This is a genomic window from Halobacillus salinus (assembly GCF_004684905.1).
GTDB classification, from domain to species: Bacteria; Bacillota; Bacilli; order Bacillales; family Halobacillaceae; genus Halobacillus; species Halobacillus salinus.
Genome location: NZ_SRJC01000001.1, coordinates 885,991 through 904,203, shown reverse-complemented (window position 1 = coordinate 904,203; position 18,213 = coordinate 885,991). Strand labels below are relative to the sequence as shown.

The following is an 18,213-nucleotide window of genomic DNA, read 5'->3' as shown; positions in this document are numbered from 1 at the left end:
CTTCCGTTATTTAGACTTTACGCGGAATAACGGTTGGCCGTACTCTACTAATTCCCCGTCTTCTACAAGGATCTCTACAATCTCTCCCGATACTTCCGCTTCGATTTCGTTGAAGAGTTTCATTGCTTCTACAATACAAACTACGCTGTCTTCTTTCACTTGGTCGCCTTCTTTCACATAAGCAGGCTGATCAGGTGATGGAGACATATAGAAAGTTCCTACCATTGGAGAAGTAATTTCTTTATCATAGTCGGCAGTATCTTTCGGCTGTTCTTGCTTTGGTTCAGGTGATGGAGCTGTTTCTTCTTTCACAGGTTGAGCAGCTGGTTGTGGAGTCTGCTGTTGTTCTTGGACCGGCTGAGGCTGAACCATTTGAACTGGCTCTGTTACAACTTGTCCTTTCTCTTTCTTCATAGAGACTTTCGTTCCTTCTGTTTCATAACAAAATTCGTCAATGGTTGATTCGTCAATTAGCTTAATGATTTCTCTGATTTCTTGTACCTTTAGCATCTCTGGCACTCCTTTATGTAAATGTGGATTTTATAACTGGTACTAATAACTCCTGATAATATTCTACGACAGATGCCACTTGCCTGCAACTTTCCCCTTGTAAGCGCTACTATAATTTGCAAAATCTGTCCATAACAGGATATTCCCGCACAAAACCTGACCCTGATATAATATTTTTATACTATATTCCGTCCACTTAATTCCATTACACATTCCGCGTCTGATCCTCCCTCATATATTCAATGTAACTGTACAAACAAAAAAGTCCCTCTGACTTTTGTCAGAAGGACTCTCGATTAGCTTTCTGGTTGGAATTGAACTTGTACTTCTTTCTTCCCGAATTCGTCAGAAACCATTTGGATGATTTCGTTTGTTTCTGTTTTAGACAATTCATTCGCTTTGACTGTAACAAAAATGGTATCATCCTCTGCACGAACAAGGACATCCTCATAAGATGCACCAGCGCGAATCGTATTTTCTAGGATCGATTCTTTCGACTGGGTCTCTTTTATAGTTTCCATTCTATTTAGGGCTTCATTCTTCTCTTCTGCTGTGAAGTCACTGGACGTGACGATCTCAGACAGTTGCTCCTGAAGTTGGTCCCGCTTGTTTTGTTGTTCTAAACGGATGGTAGCAAATAGTTCTTCCGTGGACACTTGCGAGATGACAGTATCATTGCCACTAGTTTCTACCCCTTCAGCATTTTGAGCATCATCGGTCATTTCGCTCCAGTCTTCATCTTGAATGAACGCCATTTCTCCATTGTCCGGAGATGTCATGTAATAGACACTCAACACAATCAACAAACTCAACATCGTTAGCAGCCAAACTGTCTGTTTCTTTACCATACAAAAAACCTCCTTATTGTTTAGGCAAAACGGATACACGATGACTTGGAACATCCAACACTCTTGATATGGCTTCTACAACCCAGCTTTTCACTTCCATAGAGTCTACACCTTTCGCTGTTACGAACACCCCACTCACGTCTGGTTTTTCTGTTTTTGTCAGGAGTGGTACTTCTCGATCCCCTTGCCTTACAAGCACTAACTGCTGTTCCCTCGAATAGTCTTCAATTTCTCTTTCTCCTCCATTCTTATCTGTTTCCTTTGTTGTCTGCTTACTTATGATTAAATTTTTGTCATACACTTTTTCATGTGTTGCTGCCAGGTTGATCATTATGTCTACCTCGCTTACTCCATCAATGTTTTCCAATAAGGGCTTCAACTGACTTTCGTATTCCTTTTCCAGTTGAGAGATGGAGTCTGTCCTTTCCCCCACATTGCTGTCACTAGTTTGTGATGTTTGTTCCATGTCGCTTGGCGGGACGGCAGGTGCAGGATCTGACTGGAACCAATTGCTAGTTAAAATGATCAAAACACCAATAATGCCGAGTCCGATGAAATATTTAGGCTTGTTTATTTTCCGCCCCTCTTTAGAAGACAGGGGCTGCATGAGTTTATTCCACCATTTAGACATCCTCTTCCTCCCAGCGGATTTCGATTTGTTCACTTGCCACCCCTAAATAATCCGACAACCATGACCTGAGCTTTTCTGTTTGCTGAGTCGTTACTGGTTCCGGGTGGTCGTCGTCAAAGGAGATTTTCACTTCTTTCACATGGTCCTCTACAGGCTGATGACTGAGTGTGACCATCAGCTTGTCCAAGGATTCCATGTCGTATTTGTCGTCCTGGAATGACAACTCTACGTTCAACAAAGTAACATTCTGCTCTTCTTTTAATGGTGCTTCTAATTCTGCCTTCAGGGACTGGGTTACTTGTTCTAATTTATATGCATCTTGTCCCTCGAGTATTTCACTTTTCTTTTTTTCGATATTTTCATCAAGGGCATACGAATTGACCTCTTTGTTCATTTGCTCACTTGCTACTGTCATCACCTGCTCCGGATCGACCTTCAAGACATTCAACAAGGGACCAAGGAATATCAATAAGAGCAGAATGGACATGACAAGCCTTGCATACCGCTTCATCAACCCTGATGGAAGCAAGGTGTCTGCCACCATGGCTAATAGAAGAAACAAAACGATTTGTGTGATCCAATTAATAAACCATTCCATCCCCGCGCTTCCTCCTTACCTGACCATCATCGTAATGTTGCTGGCTGCTACCATAATGACAATCACTAGAAAGAACATCATAGAAACCATCAACAAGGCAGCAAATACGTACATAATGTGACGACTGACAACGTCCATCGCTTGGATTACTGGCCCATCTCCAAGCGGCTGTAACAAAGCAGCTGCAAGCTTATAAATGATTGCGATAGCGAAGACCTTTATAGCAGGAAAGATTGCAATCCCGAGAAGAACGACGACCCCTGCAAGACCAAGCGTGTTTTTCAACACGAGAGAGGCTCCTAGGATCGTGTCTGTAGCGTCGGTAAAAAGCCTTCCCACAACTGGCACGAAATTCCCCGTAACGAAACGGGCAGTTTTCATCGTCACCCCATCCTGTACAGCGGTGACGGTCCCTTGTACAGAAATAACTCCAAGGAAAATCGTTAAAAATATGCCCATGACTGCAATTCCAGTTTTACGCAACAATTCAGCTAGTTGATCTACTTTATACGTTTCGTTCAATGAACCTACTACTAATAACAGCGCAGATGATGCAAAGAGAGGAATCAGCAAGTATTTAACTAACAAGCCACTCGATTGCACCAGCGCTACAATGATCGGGTGGAAAAATGAAATGGACATCAAGTGACTAAAAGATGCCATAATTCCCAGTAATAAAGGTAAGAGCCCGATCATGAAACTACTCATTCGATCGATTGCGTCCAGAGTGTAATCAATGACTTGATGAAAGCTCTCGAGAGCAAGGGATATTAAGACTAAGTACACCACTAAATACGCAATACGACTGACTGCTGTGTTTTCGAAAGATGACTGGACAGACTGCAATAAAGTGCTGAATAGGGTGAGCAATAATAGAGAGGCAAGCAATTTCCCATTCAACATCAGTTCATGGAATAAGAATCGCAGAATTCCATCGAACCAATCGGTCGTCTTCACCTCACTCTCGTTCTGTATGAACTCACGGAAGTTGTTCAAGTCAAAGGAAGGCATGTACTCTCCGTACTCTTCATTCAGTTCCTTCCAACTGGCATCTAACTCCTCCGTTGATACATGATCTAACAAGGAAGGCATGACATCCTGCGAAGGTTCTGCTGCGACGATCATCGGAAAACAAACAATTAGAAACAGCGTACAGCTTATAATCTGTAATAGTTTCATGAATGACCTCGCGATCTTATCCTAACTGTCCAGGTATGAAGTTCAGAATAGTCTCGATGACGGCGGTAACTATAGGAATCGCAAGCATGAGAATAAATAATTTCCCAGCTAACTCCACTTTGGATGCCAGTGAACCAAGACCAGCGTCTCGGATAAGCTGCGCGCCGAACTCCGCAATATAAGCAATTCCTATTATCTTTAAGATTGTCTTAAAGTACACCGGTTCTACTTGTGCCTGTTCAGCCATGTAGGATAACAATGTAAATATGTGTCTTACTTGATCTAGAATGGATAGAAAAATGATGATCACGGTAAACAAAAGCAGCAAGAAGGCGACAGATGCTTTTTGTTCTTTCAATAAAATAATCAGCAATGCCGCCACTAGCCCCAGGGAAACAATTTGGATAATATCCATTGGCCCTACCCTTGATATAGGAACACCGATTTTATTTGCTGAAATAAATCAGCGAGTCGGTACAAGACGATAAACAGAACAATGATGAAGCCTGTCAACGTTACGACTTGTGCGATTTCCTCTTTTCCCATCTGCTTCAAAATACTATGGATCATGGCGACAATTATCCCAATACCGGCAATTTGAAAAAGAACAGTTGCATCCTGCAGCACAATGCTCGCTTCCCCCTTTAGATAATCAAAATGATTACAAGCAGCCCGCTGAGAACTCCCATACCACGAGCCATTTTTTGATATTTATCACCCGCTTCTATCGCCTCATGAAGTTCACGATCCAAGTGGTGAATAGTCAATTGGATCTGCTTTTGTTGTTGCTCCAAATCATGTTGTCCGAGCGTCCGTCCGAATTGATCAAGAATTTCCCATTCACTCTTACCGAGCGAATTCCAAGGCCAATGCTTCTTCAGTTGGGCAGACCATAATGTTGAGAAGTCGTGAACGGGTTCATCAGTGTCTACTACCCCTTGAAAGAACAAATGGATTGGTTTAGGTAAATGTCTGGAGAGACTCTCACAAACTTCCCAAAGTGAAGCCTGTCCATATACCATTTCTGCTTCAATCATCTGTAGTGCATTCTTCCATTGCCTTATGTGACCTGGCCTTTTTTGGAAACGAGAAGCAATATCAAAACCTGCCCACGTAGTTACTGTCAAGACGATTACGGCTCCGATCCATTCCATCTGATCTCCACCTCCCTCGGTGTACCGCCATTTCTTCCCCATCTCCATTAAGAATCACAGCATTCCCAGTACTACCGGGACGGATTCGCTCTAGCACAATAAAACGCTCGAAAATTTTTCTTTCAATCAGTGATTGAACGGAAGGACGCTTCTGGATGCTTTCGAGACTTCCACCATGAATACTGCATATAACTTCCACTCCTGTAAGCATCGCTTCATTTATGGCCTTAGCATCTTGTTCACTACCAATCTCATCAACAATCAATACATCCGGAGACATAGACCTAATCATCATCATCATTCCTTCTGCCTTTGGACATGCATCCATCACATCGGTGCGCTCTCCAACATCAAGTTGAGGTATTCCCCTCAAGCTCGCAGCAAGTTCCGACCGCTCATCCACAACGGAAACTTTTACAGCTTCATGCATCTTATTAGAGGAGCCTATCGACTTTGATAAACCTCTCAGAAGCGTCGTTTTCCCAGAGTGAGGGGGGCCGATCAATAGAGTGCTGCACCATCTTCCCTGTTGATATAAATAAGGAAGCAACTCCTCTGCTTGTCCCACTGTCGCTCTTGCCACACGGATGTTCATAAAGGAAATGTGCTTTAGAGTATCCACTCCTTCATCAATGGTATTCGCCTTTCCTGCAAGACCGACCCGATGTCCACCTTCGACTGTTATAAATCCTTCTCTTAATTCATCCTTAAATCGATAGAGAGAGAATTGACTGATTTGATTCAACATGTAGGAGAGGTCTTCAGGTCGCAGACGATTCATTCCTAGCGAGCGATAACCATGACGGTCTAAGATTTCGATTGGTTTTTGGACACGAATCCTCAGTTCCTGGACGCTGCTCCAATCCACCTGTTGTTTAAGAATAGGTAGAAATGGCTCTGGAAATAACCGAATGATCTCTTTCATCTCTCTAGCTCCTTTGTTCGGTTTACTTCATATGTATGTTCTCTTTCTCTGCTTATGACAGAAGTAACTAGAAAAGGATGATAGAATTCTAATGAATGATAGAGTGGTTATAGAATGATCTATGTTTAATATTTGCTCATAATTAAAGCCCTGCACAAAGGTGTGCAGGGCTTGACTATTTCATTATTCTATTTAAGCACGGGAAACGTATTTACCGTCCGTCGTGCTGATGACAAGAACTTCTCCTTGGTTGATGAAGAAAGGTACTTGTACAATCAATCCTGTTTCAAGAGTAGCAGGCTTCGTTCCACCGCTCGCAGTATCCCCTTTGATTCCAGGTTCCGTTTCCGTAACCTCAAGTTCAACGTTCTTCGGCAGCTCTACTCCGATCGTTTCGCTTTGATAGGACTGGATTTGAACTTCCATATTCTCTTTAAGGTAGTTCAATTGTTCTTGGATAACCGCTGTTGGAATTTCCACTTGGTCATACGTTTCCATATCCATAAATGCGTGCATATCACCGTTTGCATATAAATACTGCATCTTACGGTTTTCAATGTGGGCGCGTTCTACTTTCTCTCCGCCGCGGAATGTTTTCTCCTGGATATTCCCGTTACGAAGGTTACGTAGTTTAGAGCGGACGAAAGCTGCTCCTTTACCTGGTTTAACGTGTTGGAAATCCATCACTTGCCAGATGTCACCATCCACTTCAATTGTCAATCCTGTTTTAAAATCGTTTACTGAAACCATAGGTTTTCCTCCTTTATTTCTTACAGTGTGATAAGTTCTTTAGAAGACTTACTTAAGCACACATTACCGTCTTTTGTAAGTACGGCGTCATCTTCAATGCGGCAGCCTCCAACATTCGGGACATAAATGCCTGGCTCAACTGTCACAACCATGCCTTCTTCAAGAGTTTTCTCGGAACGGAAAGACAGACCCGGCCCTTCATGAACATCAAGACCGATACCATGACCGGTTGAGTGCCCAAAGTATTCGCCGTATCCTTTTTCTTTGATGTAATCACGAGTCAAAGCGTCCGCTTCTACACCTGTAATACCAGCCTTTAGTCCTTCCATACCCTTTAACTGTGCTTGTAAGACAGTATCATAAATTTCTTTCAATTCATCACTAATTTCCCCGACCGCTACTGTTCGCGTAATATCAGAGCAGTATCCTTTGTAAACAGCTCCAAAGTCAAGTGTCACCAGTTCACCTGATTGGATTTCCTTCTCAGATGCTACACCGTGTGGCAAAGCAGAACGATACCCGGATGCTACGATAATCGGAAAACTAGATGAAGTAGCTCCTTTTTTTCTCATGAAGAACTCCAGCTCGTTGGAAACATCGATTTCTTTAACTCCCGGCTTTATGTAACCAAGGATATGTTCGAAGGCGTCATCCGCTATTTTAACGGCGTCTTTTAATATACTAATCTCATCCTCTGTCTTAATCAAGCGTAATTCTTCTATAAGTCCAGCAGTCGGTACTAATTCAGCATCAAGCGCTTTATCGTATTGTTCATACGCTGTATATGTAACATGATCTTTCTCAAAACCGACTTTCGCAAGGTTCAGTCGCTTTGCTTGATTGTTTACTTCTTCTGGCATAGGCACCTTATGAGTTACGACCTCGAAACCGTCTGTTTGGTCATTCGCTTGCTCTGTATAGCGAAAGTCAGTAATCAAAAGCGCATCGCTTTCTGTAATGAGAAGTGCTCCTGCTGATCCAGTAAAACCTGACACGTATCTTCTGTTTTGAGAGCTCATTACTAATAACCCATCTAATCCATTTTCAGAAATCGCTTTTCTTAAGTTTTCTAGTTTATTCATTATTCCTTCTCCCTTCCTTAATCTTCTCTATTAGTCCCAATGTAGCTAAACGATAGCCATCTACCCCAAATCCGACAATCTGCCCGTCGCATACGGGGGCAGAGAGTGACTCATGGCGAAACGGTTCTCGTCTATGGACATTTGAGATATGCACTTCTATAACAGGCAGTTCAATGGCGCTGATCGCATCCCTAATGGCCACACTCGTGTGTGTATAGGCCGCAGGATTAATAACGATGCCCTCCGCCTTATCTTGAGCTTCTTGTATATAGTCGACGAGATCCCCTTCGTGATTAGATTGATAATGAGCGATCTCGTAACCATATTCCTTGGCCGTTTGCTCGACGAGTTGCACAACGTCCTCCAAGCACGTTCGACCATAAGTATCCGGCTCCCTTTTACCTAGTAGGTTCAAGTTAGGCCCGTTCAAAAGAAATATCTGTTTCGCTGCCATTTGTTCATCCCCACCAATCACGGAAAAGTCACACTATGCTAGTTTATCATACTCCCTGCTCTTTTGAATACGAATTCGACGGCTGATTGAATTCCTGAAATTCATAAGAAATTGAATATCCTATAAACACTCCATATAAAATAAATAAACAGCCTGTTGTCACCCACGTATCACTGGTGAGTTCCATGAAGTTTGGGATAGCTGGAAACAAAGGGGTCAATACAACGAATACCAGTCCCCATAGGATGATTCCGAATACCGCTCCAGGCCATATCCCACTCTGGCGCTTTAATGTAAAGTAATAAAGCATAGCTGTTACAAGTGATAGCAATCCTACTCCAATAATGGCGAGGATCTCTGCAAGCCATGTACCACTCCAGTCATTCTGAAGGTAAGATCTAATTAAAAAGGAAGCAGCTGAGACTTCCGAGAAATGAAAGAAGTAGGTTAACGCTCCGATTCCGCTCCATAAGATTCCGCCTGAGAAACCAATCGTCAACGCTTTAGTGAAAACAGTTTGTGGAGACTCTTTTTGATATTGTTCTTTTGGTTTGTCTGTCACTTTAATCACCTCTATTTTATCCTTTACCATTGGCTATGTTTTCATGCCCACTTTAAAAGAAGAGTAACAAGGACTTGCACATTATTGGGTTTATCGACAAACGAGAAGGGCTAAAGATACATAGGATATAAAAATTATAAACAAAGCAGGAATTGATGCTATAGATATCGAAATCTACAAGTCCCCATGCATAAATTGATTAAGTAGGGAAAGAATAGAAGTAGTGATTATTTTCTCTATTGAACTTGCTGGAAAGATGATAGAAAAGGCTCCAATAGTGGTATATACATGGTAAGAACCTTTTATTAAAATGGAAGAAAGGGGGAAGAACAACTATGCGCAACTGGATGACTCCTATCATATACACGCTTATGGCTCTCGCCGCATTCTTCGTTGCTTTCCAATTGATTACAGACACGACCGGATTTCTGGGCTCTATGATTACGATGGTCGGTGTAGCCGTTCTTATTTACGGGGCCATTTACTTCCTATTCCTTCGTAACAGGGGGGTTAGTGGCGGTAGCGGAAACGAAATGAAGAAATACAAGCAAGCAGTTAAGCAATCCAAACAAAAATATAAACAACCGACACCAACTATAAAGAAATCACCATTATCCAAGGTGGCCTCTAAACCTTCAGCTAATCCGAAACGCAATCGCAAGCGTATGAATGCTCCGCACCTTCGTGTCATCGAAGGAAACAAAAACAAAGACAAAAATCGAGCCTCTTTCTAAGGCTCGATTTTTTTCATTTCTTCCACCGTTCTAAAAACAACTTCGCGTGGTCACGGCCGACCGTCATAATTTTTTCTTTCTCCAAAACACTCATTTCAAAATTTGTCGTATCAATACCTTTTACTGGAATGAAGATAATGTCTTTACTCTTTGAAGGAGAAATGTGTCTTGCATCGTGTGCTTGTTGCATTGTTTTGAATAGTGCATGAAACATTTCAATAGCATTGCGTATCTTCCTCTCTGGTAGTTTGTTAGGAGGATCACTTAATTGCATGCCAATGATTGGCCTTGTTCTGCAACCTTGTTTGTCTTCCCATACCCAAATAGGAAAGTTACTCAGGACTCCACCATCTACAATGACACATTTTCCTTTCTTTCCATGAAGCTTTATCGGAATGAAGAAATACGGTAGACTGCAGCTCATCCGAACGGCTTTAGCTACAGAGAAGGTAGCAGGGTCAATACCATAAACCTTTTTCAAATCGTCCGGTATCACTACCATCCGTCCATTGGTCAAGTCTGAGCATATGATTTTCAAGGAATTTGGCGGAAGGTCTGCAAAAGTACGGACCCCTTTTTGTTCTAACCAACTCTCAAGAGTAGACTCAAGGCGATTCCCTTTATACAAACCAAGCCTGTAATAGAGCAACAACCACTTCATAAAAGGCAGCAACCGATCAGCAACTGGTATATCTACAAGTTTCTCAAATGAAAGAGCATTGATCTTCTCGCGTAATTCCTCTGCGTCATACCCAGCCATTTTCAAGCTGGCTAAGACCGCTCCAGCGGAAGTACCGGCAATCCTTCTGAACTCATACCCTTTCTCTTCCAGTTCCTGCATTGCTCCGATGAAGGCAAGTGCTTTGACACCGCCTCCTGAAAAAACGCCATCTACTTTCATCGGATCACCCCACTCTACTTATTTATAAACATGGGGGCACCTGATTAGAACGCAAAGATTCGACACCACCTCTCAATTGTAATGATAATTGGATAAGAAAAAGCGCTCAGAGCAATGTCTGAGCGCTTCCTTGTTAATCTTCATTTTGAGCTTCATTTTTCTTCTGGACATCTCTAAGAGCTGCCACTCTCTCTTTTTCCTCATCAAAGTACTGAACAAGATCACCGATCCGATCGATGGAGTTCCAGCTGAGATGATGTTCAATCCCTTCGACATCATCATAGATCTTGTCTTCGTCCACTCCTATGATTGCCAGGAACTGCTCCAACAGTTCGTGCCGATACACAAGGCGCTTACCAATCTTCTTACCTTTCGGAGTAAGGATCAGTCCACGGTACTTCTCATAGTTCAAGTACTGGTCACGGTCGAGCTTCTGGACCATCTTCGTAACGGAGGATGGGTGTACTTGCAGATTCTCAGCAATGTCCGAAACTCTGGCATACCCTTTATCTTCTATTAATAAATATATTTGTTCAATGTAATCTTCCATACTTGGTGTCGGCATGTCAAACCTCCATGTGACATTATGTAGGTGTTTCATAAAAAGTTTACACTAGTTTCACCTATGTGACAAGGAAATGGAAAAAGGACATAAAGCATCCGCTTCATGTCCTTTCGGTTTCACCTTCTTACAATCCGCACTTCAACTGTGCATTACAGTTTGTACAAGTATTGCATCCACCGATATCCTCAACTGTACCTTTACGGCAAACTGGACAGGTGTCCCCTACTTCTGATCCGATCGTAACTTTTGTCTTGTCTAATTCGTGAACAGTGTCCATTAAGACGACACGAGGCTTCTTGTCCTCATCGAATTCCATCTCCGTCTGTTCTCCATCAAAGTCATTTTCTTCTGCCTTCAACGTAAGAACCTGACTGTCGCGACTTCCATCTACATATACAGTACCGCCTTTCGCACCACCACGGTATAAGCGCTGATACACTTTCTCAACTTGTTCGACTGCATATCCTCTAGGTGCGTTAACAGTCTTCGAAATGGAGCTGTCAACCCAACGTTGAATCACACACTGTGTATCTGCGTGCGCTTCAGGACTCATCGTCATTGCAGTAATGAACCACTCAGGTAGGTTATCTGCATCCTGGTTCGGATTTTGCTCCAGGTATTCTTTTACAATATCTGCTTTAACCTCAATAAACTTGCCAAGACGTCCGCTGCGGTAGTAAGAGAATGAGAAGTATGGTTCAAGACCTGTACTCACTCCCACCATCGTACCTGTACTTCCAGTAGGTGCAACGGTCAACAAATGCGAGTTGCGGATACCGTGCTTCCTAACACCATCTCGAATATCTTCTGGCATTTGTTTCATATAACCAGTATTGACGAAACGTTCGCGTAACGCACTCGTCTCTTCCTCTGTGTCCCCGATAAGGAACGGGAAGCTTCCTTTTTCTTTTGCTAAGTCGATTGATGCTCGGTAAGCAGTCGTTGCGATTGTTTCAAATATCTCATCGACAAGCTTATTGCCTTGTTCTGATCCATATACAGTCTCACAATAGATGAGCAAGTCGTGAAGACCCATCACACCAAGACCGACCCGTCGCTCCCCTAGTGCTTGCTTCTTGTTTTCTTCCAAGAAATAAGGGGTTGCATCGATTACGTTGTCCTGCATGCGGACACCTGTTTCGACAATCCGTTTCAACTTGTCAAAATTGACTACTTTCTCTTGTTTGTCAGCAACAGATGCTAAATTAACAGCTGCCAAATTACACACAGAATATGGAGCTAGTGGTTGCTCGCCACAAGGGTTGGTTGCAACGACTTTCTGGCCGTATGCAGTGGCATTAGTCTTCTCATTGGCATTATCTATAAAGAAGATACCAGGCTCAGCTGAATACGTAGCACAGATATTGATCAAGTTCCAAAGCTCTTTGGCTTTGACGGTGCGATACGTTCTGATACCGAATCCACGCTTCTCCCACTCTCTTACATCACCGTTTTCCTGCCACTCTTTATTGTATGTGGCCATCTCTTCTTCCGTATAATTCTCTACATCCGGGAAGCGGAGTCTATATTCTTCATCGTTCTCCACGGCTTCCATGAAATCGTTCGTTATACAGACAGAGATGTTCGCTCCGGTCAGGAATTCTGGATTGTGGACAGAATAAGTCCCGCCAGTGTTCAGCTTCTCCTCTGCTTCTAACAGGCTTTTCTCTGTAAAACCACCAAGCCCAGGCATACTCTTATAGTTGACTACACTCTGGTAAAGGTCTTTTTCTGTCTCCGTCAGTGGAGTGAATTTAAGCTTGTCCTTCGCCAATTGTTTGATCTGTTCATCTTCTGTGTTTTCAATTAAGAAACGCAATATTCTCGGGTTCTGCATCTTGGAGATAATAAACTCGACGATGTCAGGGTGCCAGTCTGCCAACATGATCATCTGTGCTCCCCGTCTTGAGCCGCCTTGTTCTACAAGGTGAGTCAATTTTGCTATATCATCCAACCACGACACAGAACCTGAAGATTTACCATTAACCCCTCTAGCTAATGTGTTTCTAGGTCGCAGTGTCGAACCGTTCGTTCCAACACCGCCTCCGCGAGACATTATTTCCATCACTTGTTTACGGTGATCAGAAATACCTTCTCGTGAGTCTTCAATATATGGCATGACATAACAGTTGAAATACGTAACGTCTGTATTCGATCCTGCCCCGTAAAGGACACGTCCTGCGGGAATGAAGTTCAGACTGGAGAGCTCTTCATAAAACTCTTCAAAGCTCTGCTGCTTCCGCTCGGGGTCTGTTTCTACCTCGGCAAGCCCAGTAGCATTCCTAAGAGCTATTTGCTCATAGAACACTTCCAGAGGTTTATCTATGGTATCCAGGTTTCTTGTGATACGCCCCGTACTGCGTTCTTCCTCACGTTCCAGTACATTGACAAATTCGTCCTCTACCTGCACAACTGCCTCGTGCTTCTCCCAATCGATAGAGTGGACAAAGCCGAATCCGCGCGCTGGGAACTTGGGGTCGTCTTTTACTGTAAGTACTACAAAATCTCCTTCTGCGAGGGTGATTTTTTCCGTATCCTTAAAAGCATAGCGATCGAGCATGACAAGTCGCGATACACCATGGTGGGTTATATTCATGTCCGGTTTGACTTCGTGGACTTGTGGGAACTGCCTGATATCTTTATTCAGACGCTCCATATTGATTTTTGCATGCGTCTCACTAGATGTTGTGGTCTGCATTCATCATCTCTCCCTTGCTGTTTCCGTTTCGTACTAGTACCATACCACAAATAGAAAAAGTTAATCAATATATTGTGTTTGGTTTAAAAAAGTTTTCTATATATAGTGTTTTTGAACAAGTTCATCTCGGTTTGTCAATCTAAAAAACGAGCGTAATTCGAGGAAAACGGGAGAAAAATGTTGAAAAAAAGGTGCTATTGTAGACAGACCGCCTTTTTCATATGTTGCAAAATTATCCTATTCCAAATCCGCGCCGCCATCGTTTTGATTTTACATCTCTCTGATAAATTCTTTTGAAAACAAAGCCATTCCCTCCTATAATAGATAGAGGAATAGAAAAATGGGGGGATAAAGTATGGAATTATGGATCTTGATCGCAACGATTGTCGTTATTGCTGCAATCGGATTGTATAGATTCTTCAAAGCTAGAAAAATCATGAACACACTATCTGAAGAAGAATTTCGTCAAGGCTATCGTAAAGCACAACTAATTGATGTTAGAGAACCGAAAGAATTTGATGGGGGACATATTCTAGGGGCCCGCAACATTCCTTTGTCTCAACTGCGAACACGTCTGCAAGAATTGAGAAAGGACAAGCCGGTTTACCTGTACTGTCAAAGTGGTGCCCGGTCTACTCGTGCAGCGATGATGCTTCATAAGAAAGGCTATACAGATTTGTATATGCTTGAAGGTGGATTCAAGAAATGGTCTGGCAAAATCAAATCTAAGAAATAGAACGTATCCGCGCCGAAATATGGCGCGGTATTTTTTTATTTTTAAAAATTGTTTGAAATTTACAATAATTACAGGTATTATATGTCTAACTAACAAGGAGGGAAAATATGGCTAAATACATAGGGATGCGTATTGTTTATTTATTTCTCACATTGTTTATGATTGCCTCTGTAACTTTTTTTCTTATGAAGCTGTTACCGGGGACACCTCTTTCAGCAGCAGATAAACTCTCACCAGAACAACAACAGATTGTGCTAGAGAAATACGACTTAGACAAGCCAATTCCAGTACAGTACTTTAATTACATTACGAACTTGGCTCAGGGAGATCTCGGTGTTTCATTTCAGTTTGACAATCGATCGGTAACAGAAATTATCATCGAACGGATCGGCCCTTCGTTTCAAATCGGTGCCCAAGCCATGGTTATAGGAACACTCGCTGGTATCTTGCTTGGGATATTATCTGCCATCTACCATAATGGTGCGGTAGATACTTCATCGACCATATTCGCCGTTTTAGGACAATCTATACCTGGTTTTATCTTTGCGGGGATTCTACAATTCTTTATTGGAGTGAAACTAGGCTGGTTGCCGGTTGCCTTATGGGGGACATTCGAGCACACAATTATGCCGACCATCGCACTTGCCATCTTCCCTATGGCCATTACAGCTCGTTTCATGCGTACAGAAATGCTAGAAGTTCTAGGTTCTGACTTCATCACTACCGCTAGGGCTAAAGGATTGAGCAAGTCAGTGGTAATATTCAAACATTCGTTGAAAAATTCACTTATTCCAGTCGTCACTGTACTCGGGCCACTGGCGATCGGATTGATGACCGGCACATTCGTCATCGAGACGATTTTTGCCATACCAGGGCTAGGTGAACAGTTTGTTAAATCCATTAATACGAATGATTTCCCTATCATTATGGGAACAACCTTATTTTCTTCCTTTGCGTTTGTTGTGATGATTCTAGTAATCGACCTGCTATACGGTTTGATTGATCCCAGAATTCGTTTAAGCTAAACACCCAAAAAAGCCCCAAGCTCCTCTTTAGAGAGCTTGGGGCCTTTTTTAGGCTTGATACCTTAACACAGGTTTACGTGCTGCTTGAGTTTCATCCATACGACTGACTATAGTAGTATGAGGCGCTTCTTGAACTTTCTCTGGGTCATGCTTTGCTTCTTCTGCAATCTGAATCATAGCATCCACAAAGGCATCCAATGTCTCTTTGGATTCTGTCTCCGTCGGCTCGATCATCAATGCTTCTTCCACATTGATCGGGAAGTAGATAGTCGGCGGATGGTACCCGAAATCTAACAGACGCTTCGCTATGTCTAGTGTCCGTACACCCAGTTTCTTTTGTCGTTTCCCTGACAAAATGAACTCGTGTTTACAATGGTGATCAAACGGAAGTTCATACTCTTTTTGCAATCTACGCATCATGTAATTGGCATTGATGACGGCGTATTCACTTACTTTTTTCAGCCCTTCTGGTCCCATAGTGCGAATGTACGTATAAGCACGAACGTTTATACCGAAGTTACCATAGTAAGGCTTCACACGACCAATCGATTGTGGGCGGTCGTTATCGAACATATACATATCGTTTTCTTTCCGGAGGATTGGTTTCGGTAGGTAAGGTTCTAACTCCGCCGTCACTCCGACCGGTCCAGAGCCTGGTCCACCTCCACCATGAGGTCCTGTGAACGTCTTATGCAAGTTCAAGTGGACTACATCGAATCCCATGTCCCCTGGTCTCGCATAACCAAGAATCGCATTCAAATTGGCGCCGTCGTAGTAGAGCTTCCCGCCTGCTTCATGAATAATAGATGCCATTTCTTCGATATCCTGTTCAAACAATCCAAGTGTATTTGGGTTTGTCAGCATAAGAGCAGCCGTTTGCTCATCCACCACCCGCTTCAAGTCTTCCAAGTCTACAAGTCCTCTTTCATCGGACTTCACTGTCACCGCTTCAAAGCCGGCCACTGTAGCGGAAGCTGGGTTCGTTCCATGTGCAGAGTCCGGTACTATAACCTTTGTCCGGTTATAGTCCCCATTCGCTTCGTGATAGGCACGGATCATCATCAGGCCCGTCCATTCTCCGTGAGCACCTGCCGCAGGCTGAAGCGTTACAGTATCAAGCCCCGTAATCTCCTCCAATGAGACTTGAAGATCATACATGAGTTCCAGTGCTCCCTGAACACTTTCTGTCGGCTGGTAAGGGTGAACGTGACTGAAGCCAGTCAATCTTGCTATATCTTCATTGACTTTAGGGTTGTACTTCATTGTACAAGAACCGAGAGGATAGAAGCCTGAGTCTACACCGTGATTACGTTTAGAAAGAGCTGTATAGTGACGCATGATTTGCAGTTCATCTACTTCCGGAAGATCTGGTTCGCTTTTCCGTACATAGGCATTTCCGATTTGTTCATCAACATCGATTTCTGGCACATCCATGGAAGGCAAGCTAAAACCGGTGCGGCTTTCTTGACTGAGTTCAAAGATTAATGGAAAGTCTTGATTAGCCATGCTGTAGATCCCCCAATTCTTTCACAAATTGATCGATTTCTTCTTTTGTTCGAATTTCCGTACAAGCAATGAGCATATGACCAGTCAATCTGTCATCAACTTGGCCGAGGTCATAGCCTCCTATGAATCCTTTATCTAAGAGTCGGCGGTTAACCTCAGATACATCTCCGGGTAGTTGTACTACGATTTCGTTAAAGAACGCACCGTCGTAAGCCACGGATAGACCCGCTTCTTGAACCTTTTGTTTCAAGTATGCAGTCTTTTGGATGTTCATTTTCGCCATTTTCTTGATTCCTTGTTTTCCTAAGGAGGACATGGCAACAGAGGAAGCAAGAGCATTCAAAGCCTGGTTTGAACAAATATTCGACGTAGCTTTGTCACGTCTGATATGCTGTTCCCTCGCTTGAAGGGTTAAAACAAACCCTCTCCGCCCTTCTTCATCTACCGTTTGTCCGACTAGACGTCCAGGAACCTTCCTCATCAGTTTCTTAGTTGTTGCAAAGTAGCCACAGTGCGGCCCTCCAAATTGGGCAGGAATACCGAACACTTGTGCATCACCAACTACTATATCAGCCCCAAATTCCCCAGGAGGAGTCAAATATCCCAAAGAAAGCGGATTACTGGATGCAATTAACATCGTCTTCTTCTGTTTGTCTACGATAGACCGCACCTGGTCTAATGGTTCAATCTGACCAAAGAAGTTCGGGTACTGCATGACAACACTAGCAGTATCCTCATCAAGTTCTCTTTCCAGTTGATCGAGATCGGTCATTCCATCTTTGTGATCGATTTCAACCACTTCGACTCCTGGACCTTTCACATACGTGTAGATGACTGCTAAGGATTCTGGATGGATGGCTTTTGAAACGAGTACCTTCTTCTTACGTGTTTGACCAGCGGACAAATTCACAGCTTCAGCAAGCGCTGTACCTCCGTCATACATAGAAGAGTTCGCAACGTCCATTCCGGTCAACTCACAGATCATCGTTTGGAATTCAAAGATAGCTTGGAGCTCTCCTTGGGAGATCTCCGGCTGATAAGGAGTATAGGCAGTGTAGAATTCGGATCTAGAAATGACATGATCCACTATAGATGGAATGTAGTGATCATATACACCAGCTCCTAGGAAAGAGGAATGAGACTTCAAGCTGACATTTTTTTCAGACATCTTCGTCAGTTCTTTGGTTAACTCAAACTCGCTTGTCGGTTGCTTGATGTTCAATTCCCCTTTGAAGCGGACGCTTTCCGGGATATCAGAGAACAGCTCATCAGAAGACTGAACTCCAATGGTCTTGAGCATTTCTTTCTTATCTGTTTCGGTCATTGGTAGATAGCGAAACTCCATTAGTACTTCC

General features: G+C 43.1%; 21 protein-coding genes. 3 read left to right on the top strand and 18 right to left on the bottom strand.

Features of this window, described 5'->3' with window-relative positions:
• Positions 1-6: 6 nt before the first annotated feature.
• The 13 genes from accB to E4663_RS04865 all read right to left on the bottom strand — a co-directional run bounded on the left by accB (position 7) and on the right by E4663_RS04865 (position 8,702).
• Positions 7-510, bottom strand: coding sequence for an acetyl-CoA carboxylase biotin carboxyl carrier protein (gene accB / locus E4663_RS04925; RefSeq protein ID WP_079479761.1), 504 nt, complete (start codon positions 508-510; stop codon positions 7-9).
• A 296-nt stretch (positions 511-806) separates the two neighbouring features.
• Positions 807-1,358 carry a SpoIIIAH-like family protein gene (locus E4663_RS04920; protein WP_079479760.1) on the bottom strand — a complete coding sequence of 184 codons (552 nt, stop codon included), beginning with the start codon at positions 1,356-1,358 and terminating at the stop codon, positions 807-809.
• Positions 1,359-1,371: 13 nt separating this feature from the next.
• Positions 1,372-1,989, bottom strand: a complete 618-nt coding sequence (gene spoIIIAG / locus E4663_RS04915) for a stage III sporulation protein AG (RefSeq protein ID WP_079479759.1) — start codon at positions 1,987-1,989, stop codon at positions 1,372-1,374.
• Complete coding sequence (spoIIIAF, locus tag E4663_RS04910; protein ID WP_135326829.1) at positions 1,982-2,587, bottom strand: stage III sporulation protein AF; 606 nt, start codon at positions 2,585-2,587, stop codon at positions 1,982-1,984. Before spoIIIAF ends, spoIIIAG begins: the two co-directional genes overlap by 8 nt.
• A 15-nt stretch (positions 2,588-2,602) precedes the next feature.
• Complete coding sequence (gene spoIIIAE / locus E4663_RS04905) at positions 2,603-3,766, bottom strand: stage III sporulation protein AE (protein WP_079479757.1); 1,164 nt, start codon at positions 3,764-3,766, stop codon at positions 2,603-2,605.
• Between the two features lie 16 nt (positions 3,767-3,782).
• Positions 3,783-4,181, bottom strand: a complete 399-nt coding sequence (gene spoIIIAD / locus E4663_RS04900; protein ID WP_079479756.1) for a stage III sporulation protein AD — start codon at positions 4,179-4,181, stop codon at positions 3,783-3,785.
• A gap of 5 nt (positions 4,182-4,186) precedes the next feature.
• A complete protein-coding gene (gene spoIIIAC, locus E4663_RS04895) occupies positions 4,187-4,393 on the bottom strand; it encodes a stage III sporulation protein AC (RefSeq protein WP_079479755.1) in 207 nt (68 codons plus the stop codon).
• A gap of 17 nt (positions 4,394-4,410) precedes the next feature.
• Positions 4,411-4,920 (bottom strand): stage III sporulation protein SpoIIIAB, encoded by a 510-nt coding sequence (gene spoIIIAB, locus E4663_RS04890; protein ID WP_135326828.1) that lies wholly within the window; start codon positions 4,918-4,920, stop codon positions 4,411-4,413.
• On the bottom strand, positions 4,865-5,845 hold the full coding sequence (gene spoIIIAA / locus E4663_RS04885; RefSeq protein ID WP_135326827.1) for a stage III sporulation protein AA: 981 nt from the start codon (positions 5,843-5,845) through the stop codon (positions 4,865-4,867). The genes spoIIIAB and spoIIIAA overlap by 56 nt, the downstream gene beginning before the upstream one ends.
• Positions 5,846-6,037: 192 nt before the next feature.
• Positions 6,038-6,595, bottom strand: a complete 558-nt coding sequence (gene efp, locus E4663_RS04880) for an elongation factor P (protein WP_079479752.1) — start codon at positions 6,593-6,595, stop codon at positions 6,038-6,040.
• A gap of 20 nt (positions 6,596-6,615) precedes the next feature.
• Positions 6,616-7,677 (bottom strand): M24 family metallopeptidase, encoded by a 1,062-nt coding sequence (locus E4663_RS04875; protein ID WP_079479751.1) that lies wholly within the window; start codon positions 7,675-7,677, stop codon positions 6,616-6,618.
• Positions 7,670-8,131, bottom strand: a complete 462-nt coding sequence (gene aroQ, locus E4663_RS04870; RefSeq protein ID WP_079479750.1) for a type II 3-dehydroquinate dehydratase — start codon at positions 8,129-8,131, stop codon at positions 7,670-7,672. Before aroQ ends, E4663_RS04875 begins: the two co-directional genes overlap by 8 nt.
• Before the next feature lie 46 nt (positions 8,132-8,177).
• On the bottom strand, positions 8,178-8,702 hold the full coding sequence (locus tag E4663_RS04865; RefSeq protein ID WP_241657107.1) for a YqhR family membrane protein: 525 nt from the start codon (positions 8,700-8,702) through the stop codon (positions 8,178-8,180).
• Between the two features lie 338 nt (positions 8,703-9,040).
• On the opposite strand from E4663_RS04865, the gene E4663_RS04860 reads away from it, so the two are divergent.
• Positions 9,041-9,427 carry an SA1362 family protein gene (locus tag E4663_RS04860; RefSeq protein WP_241657106.1) on the top strand — a complete coding sequence of 129 codons (387 nt, stop codon included), beginning with the start codon at positions 9,041-9,043 and terminating at the stop codon, positions 9,425-9,427.
• A gap of 13 nt (positions 9,428-9,440) precedes the next feature.
• Here E4663_RS04860 and E4663_RS04855 read toward each other — a convergent pair whose 3' ends face one another.
• The 3 genes from E4663_RS04855 to E4663_RS04845 form a co-directional block, all read right to left on the bottom strand.
• Complete coding sequence (locus E4663_RS04855) at positions 9,441-10,328, bottom strand: patatin-like phospholipase family protein (RefSeq protein ID WP_079479748.1); 888 nt, start codon at positions 10,326-10,328, stop codon at positions 9,441-9,443.
• A 133-nt stretch (positions 10,329-10,461) separates the two neighbouring features.
• Complete coding sequence (gene mntR / locus E4663_RS04850) at positions 10,462-10,893, bottom strand: transcriptional regulator MntR (RefSeq protein WP_079479747.1); 432 nt, start codon at positions 10,891-10,893, stop codon at positions 10,462-10,464.
• 124 nt (positions 10,894-11,017) lie between these two features.
• Entirely contained in the window at positions 11,018-13,591 is a 2,574-nt protein-coding gene (locus E4663_RS04845; protein WP_135326826.1) for a vitamin B12-dependent ribonucleotide reductase, read from the bottom strand.
• Positions 13,592-13,946: 355 nt separating this feature from the next.
• Between E4663_RS04845 and E4663_RS04840 the strand changes: the two genes are divergently transcribed.
• Both E4663_RS04840 and opp3b read left to right on the top strand, forming a co-directional pair.
• A complete protein-coding gene (locus E4663_RS04840; protein WP_079479745.1) occupies positions 13,947-14,327 on the top strand; it encodes a rhodanese-like domain-containing protein in 381 nt (126 codons plus the stop codon).
• 107 nt (positions 14,328-14,434) lie between these two features.
• Positions 14,435-15,352 (top strand): oligopeptide ABC transporter permease, encoded by a 918-nt coding sequence (gene opp3b / locus E4663_RS04835; protein WP_079479744.1) that lies wholly within the window; start codon positions 14,435-14,437, stop codon positions 15,350-15,352.
• Between the two features lie 48 nt (positions 15,353-15,400).
• On the opposite strand, the gene gcvPB is transcribed toward opp3b, so the two are convergent.
• The gene (gene gcvPB, locus E4663_RS04830; RefSeq protein ID WP_135326825.1) at positions 15,401-16,858 is read right to left on the bottom strand and encodes an aminomethyl-transferring glycine dehydrogenase subunit GcvPB; all 1,458 of its coding nucleotides are present in this window, start codon (positions 16,856-16,858) and stop codon (positions 15,401-15,403) included.
• Entirely contained in the window at positions 16,851-18,203 is a 1,353-nt protein-coding gene (gene gcvPA / locus E4663_RS04825) for an aminomethyl-transferring glycine dehydrogenase subunit GcvPA (RefSeq protein WP_079479742.1), read from the bottom strand. The genes gcvPB and gcvPA overlap by 8 nt, the downstream gene beginning before the upstream one ends.
• Positions 18,204-18,213: the final 10 nt, after the last annotated feature.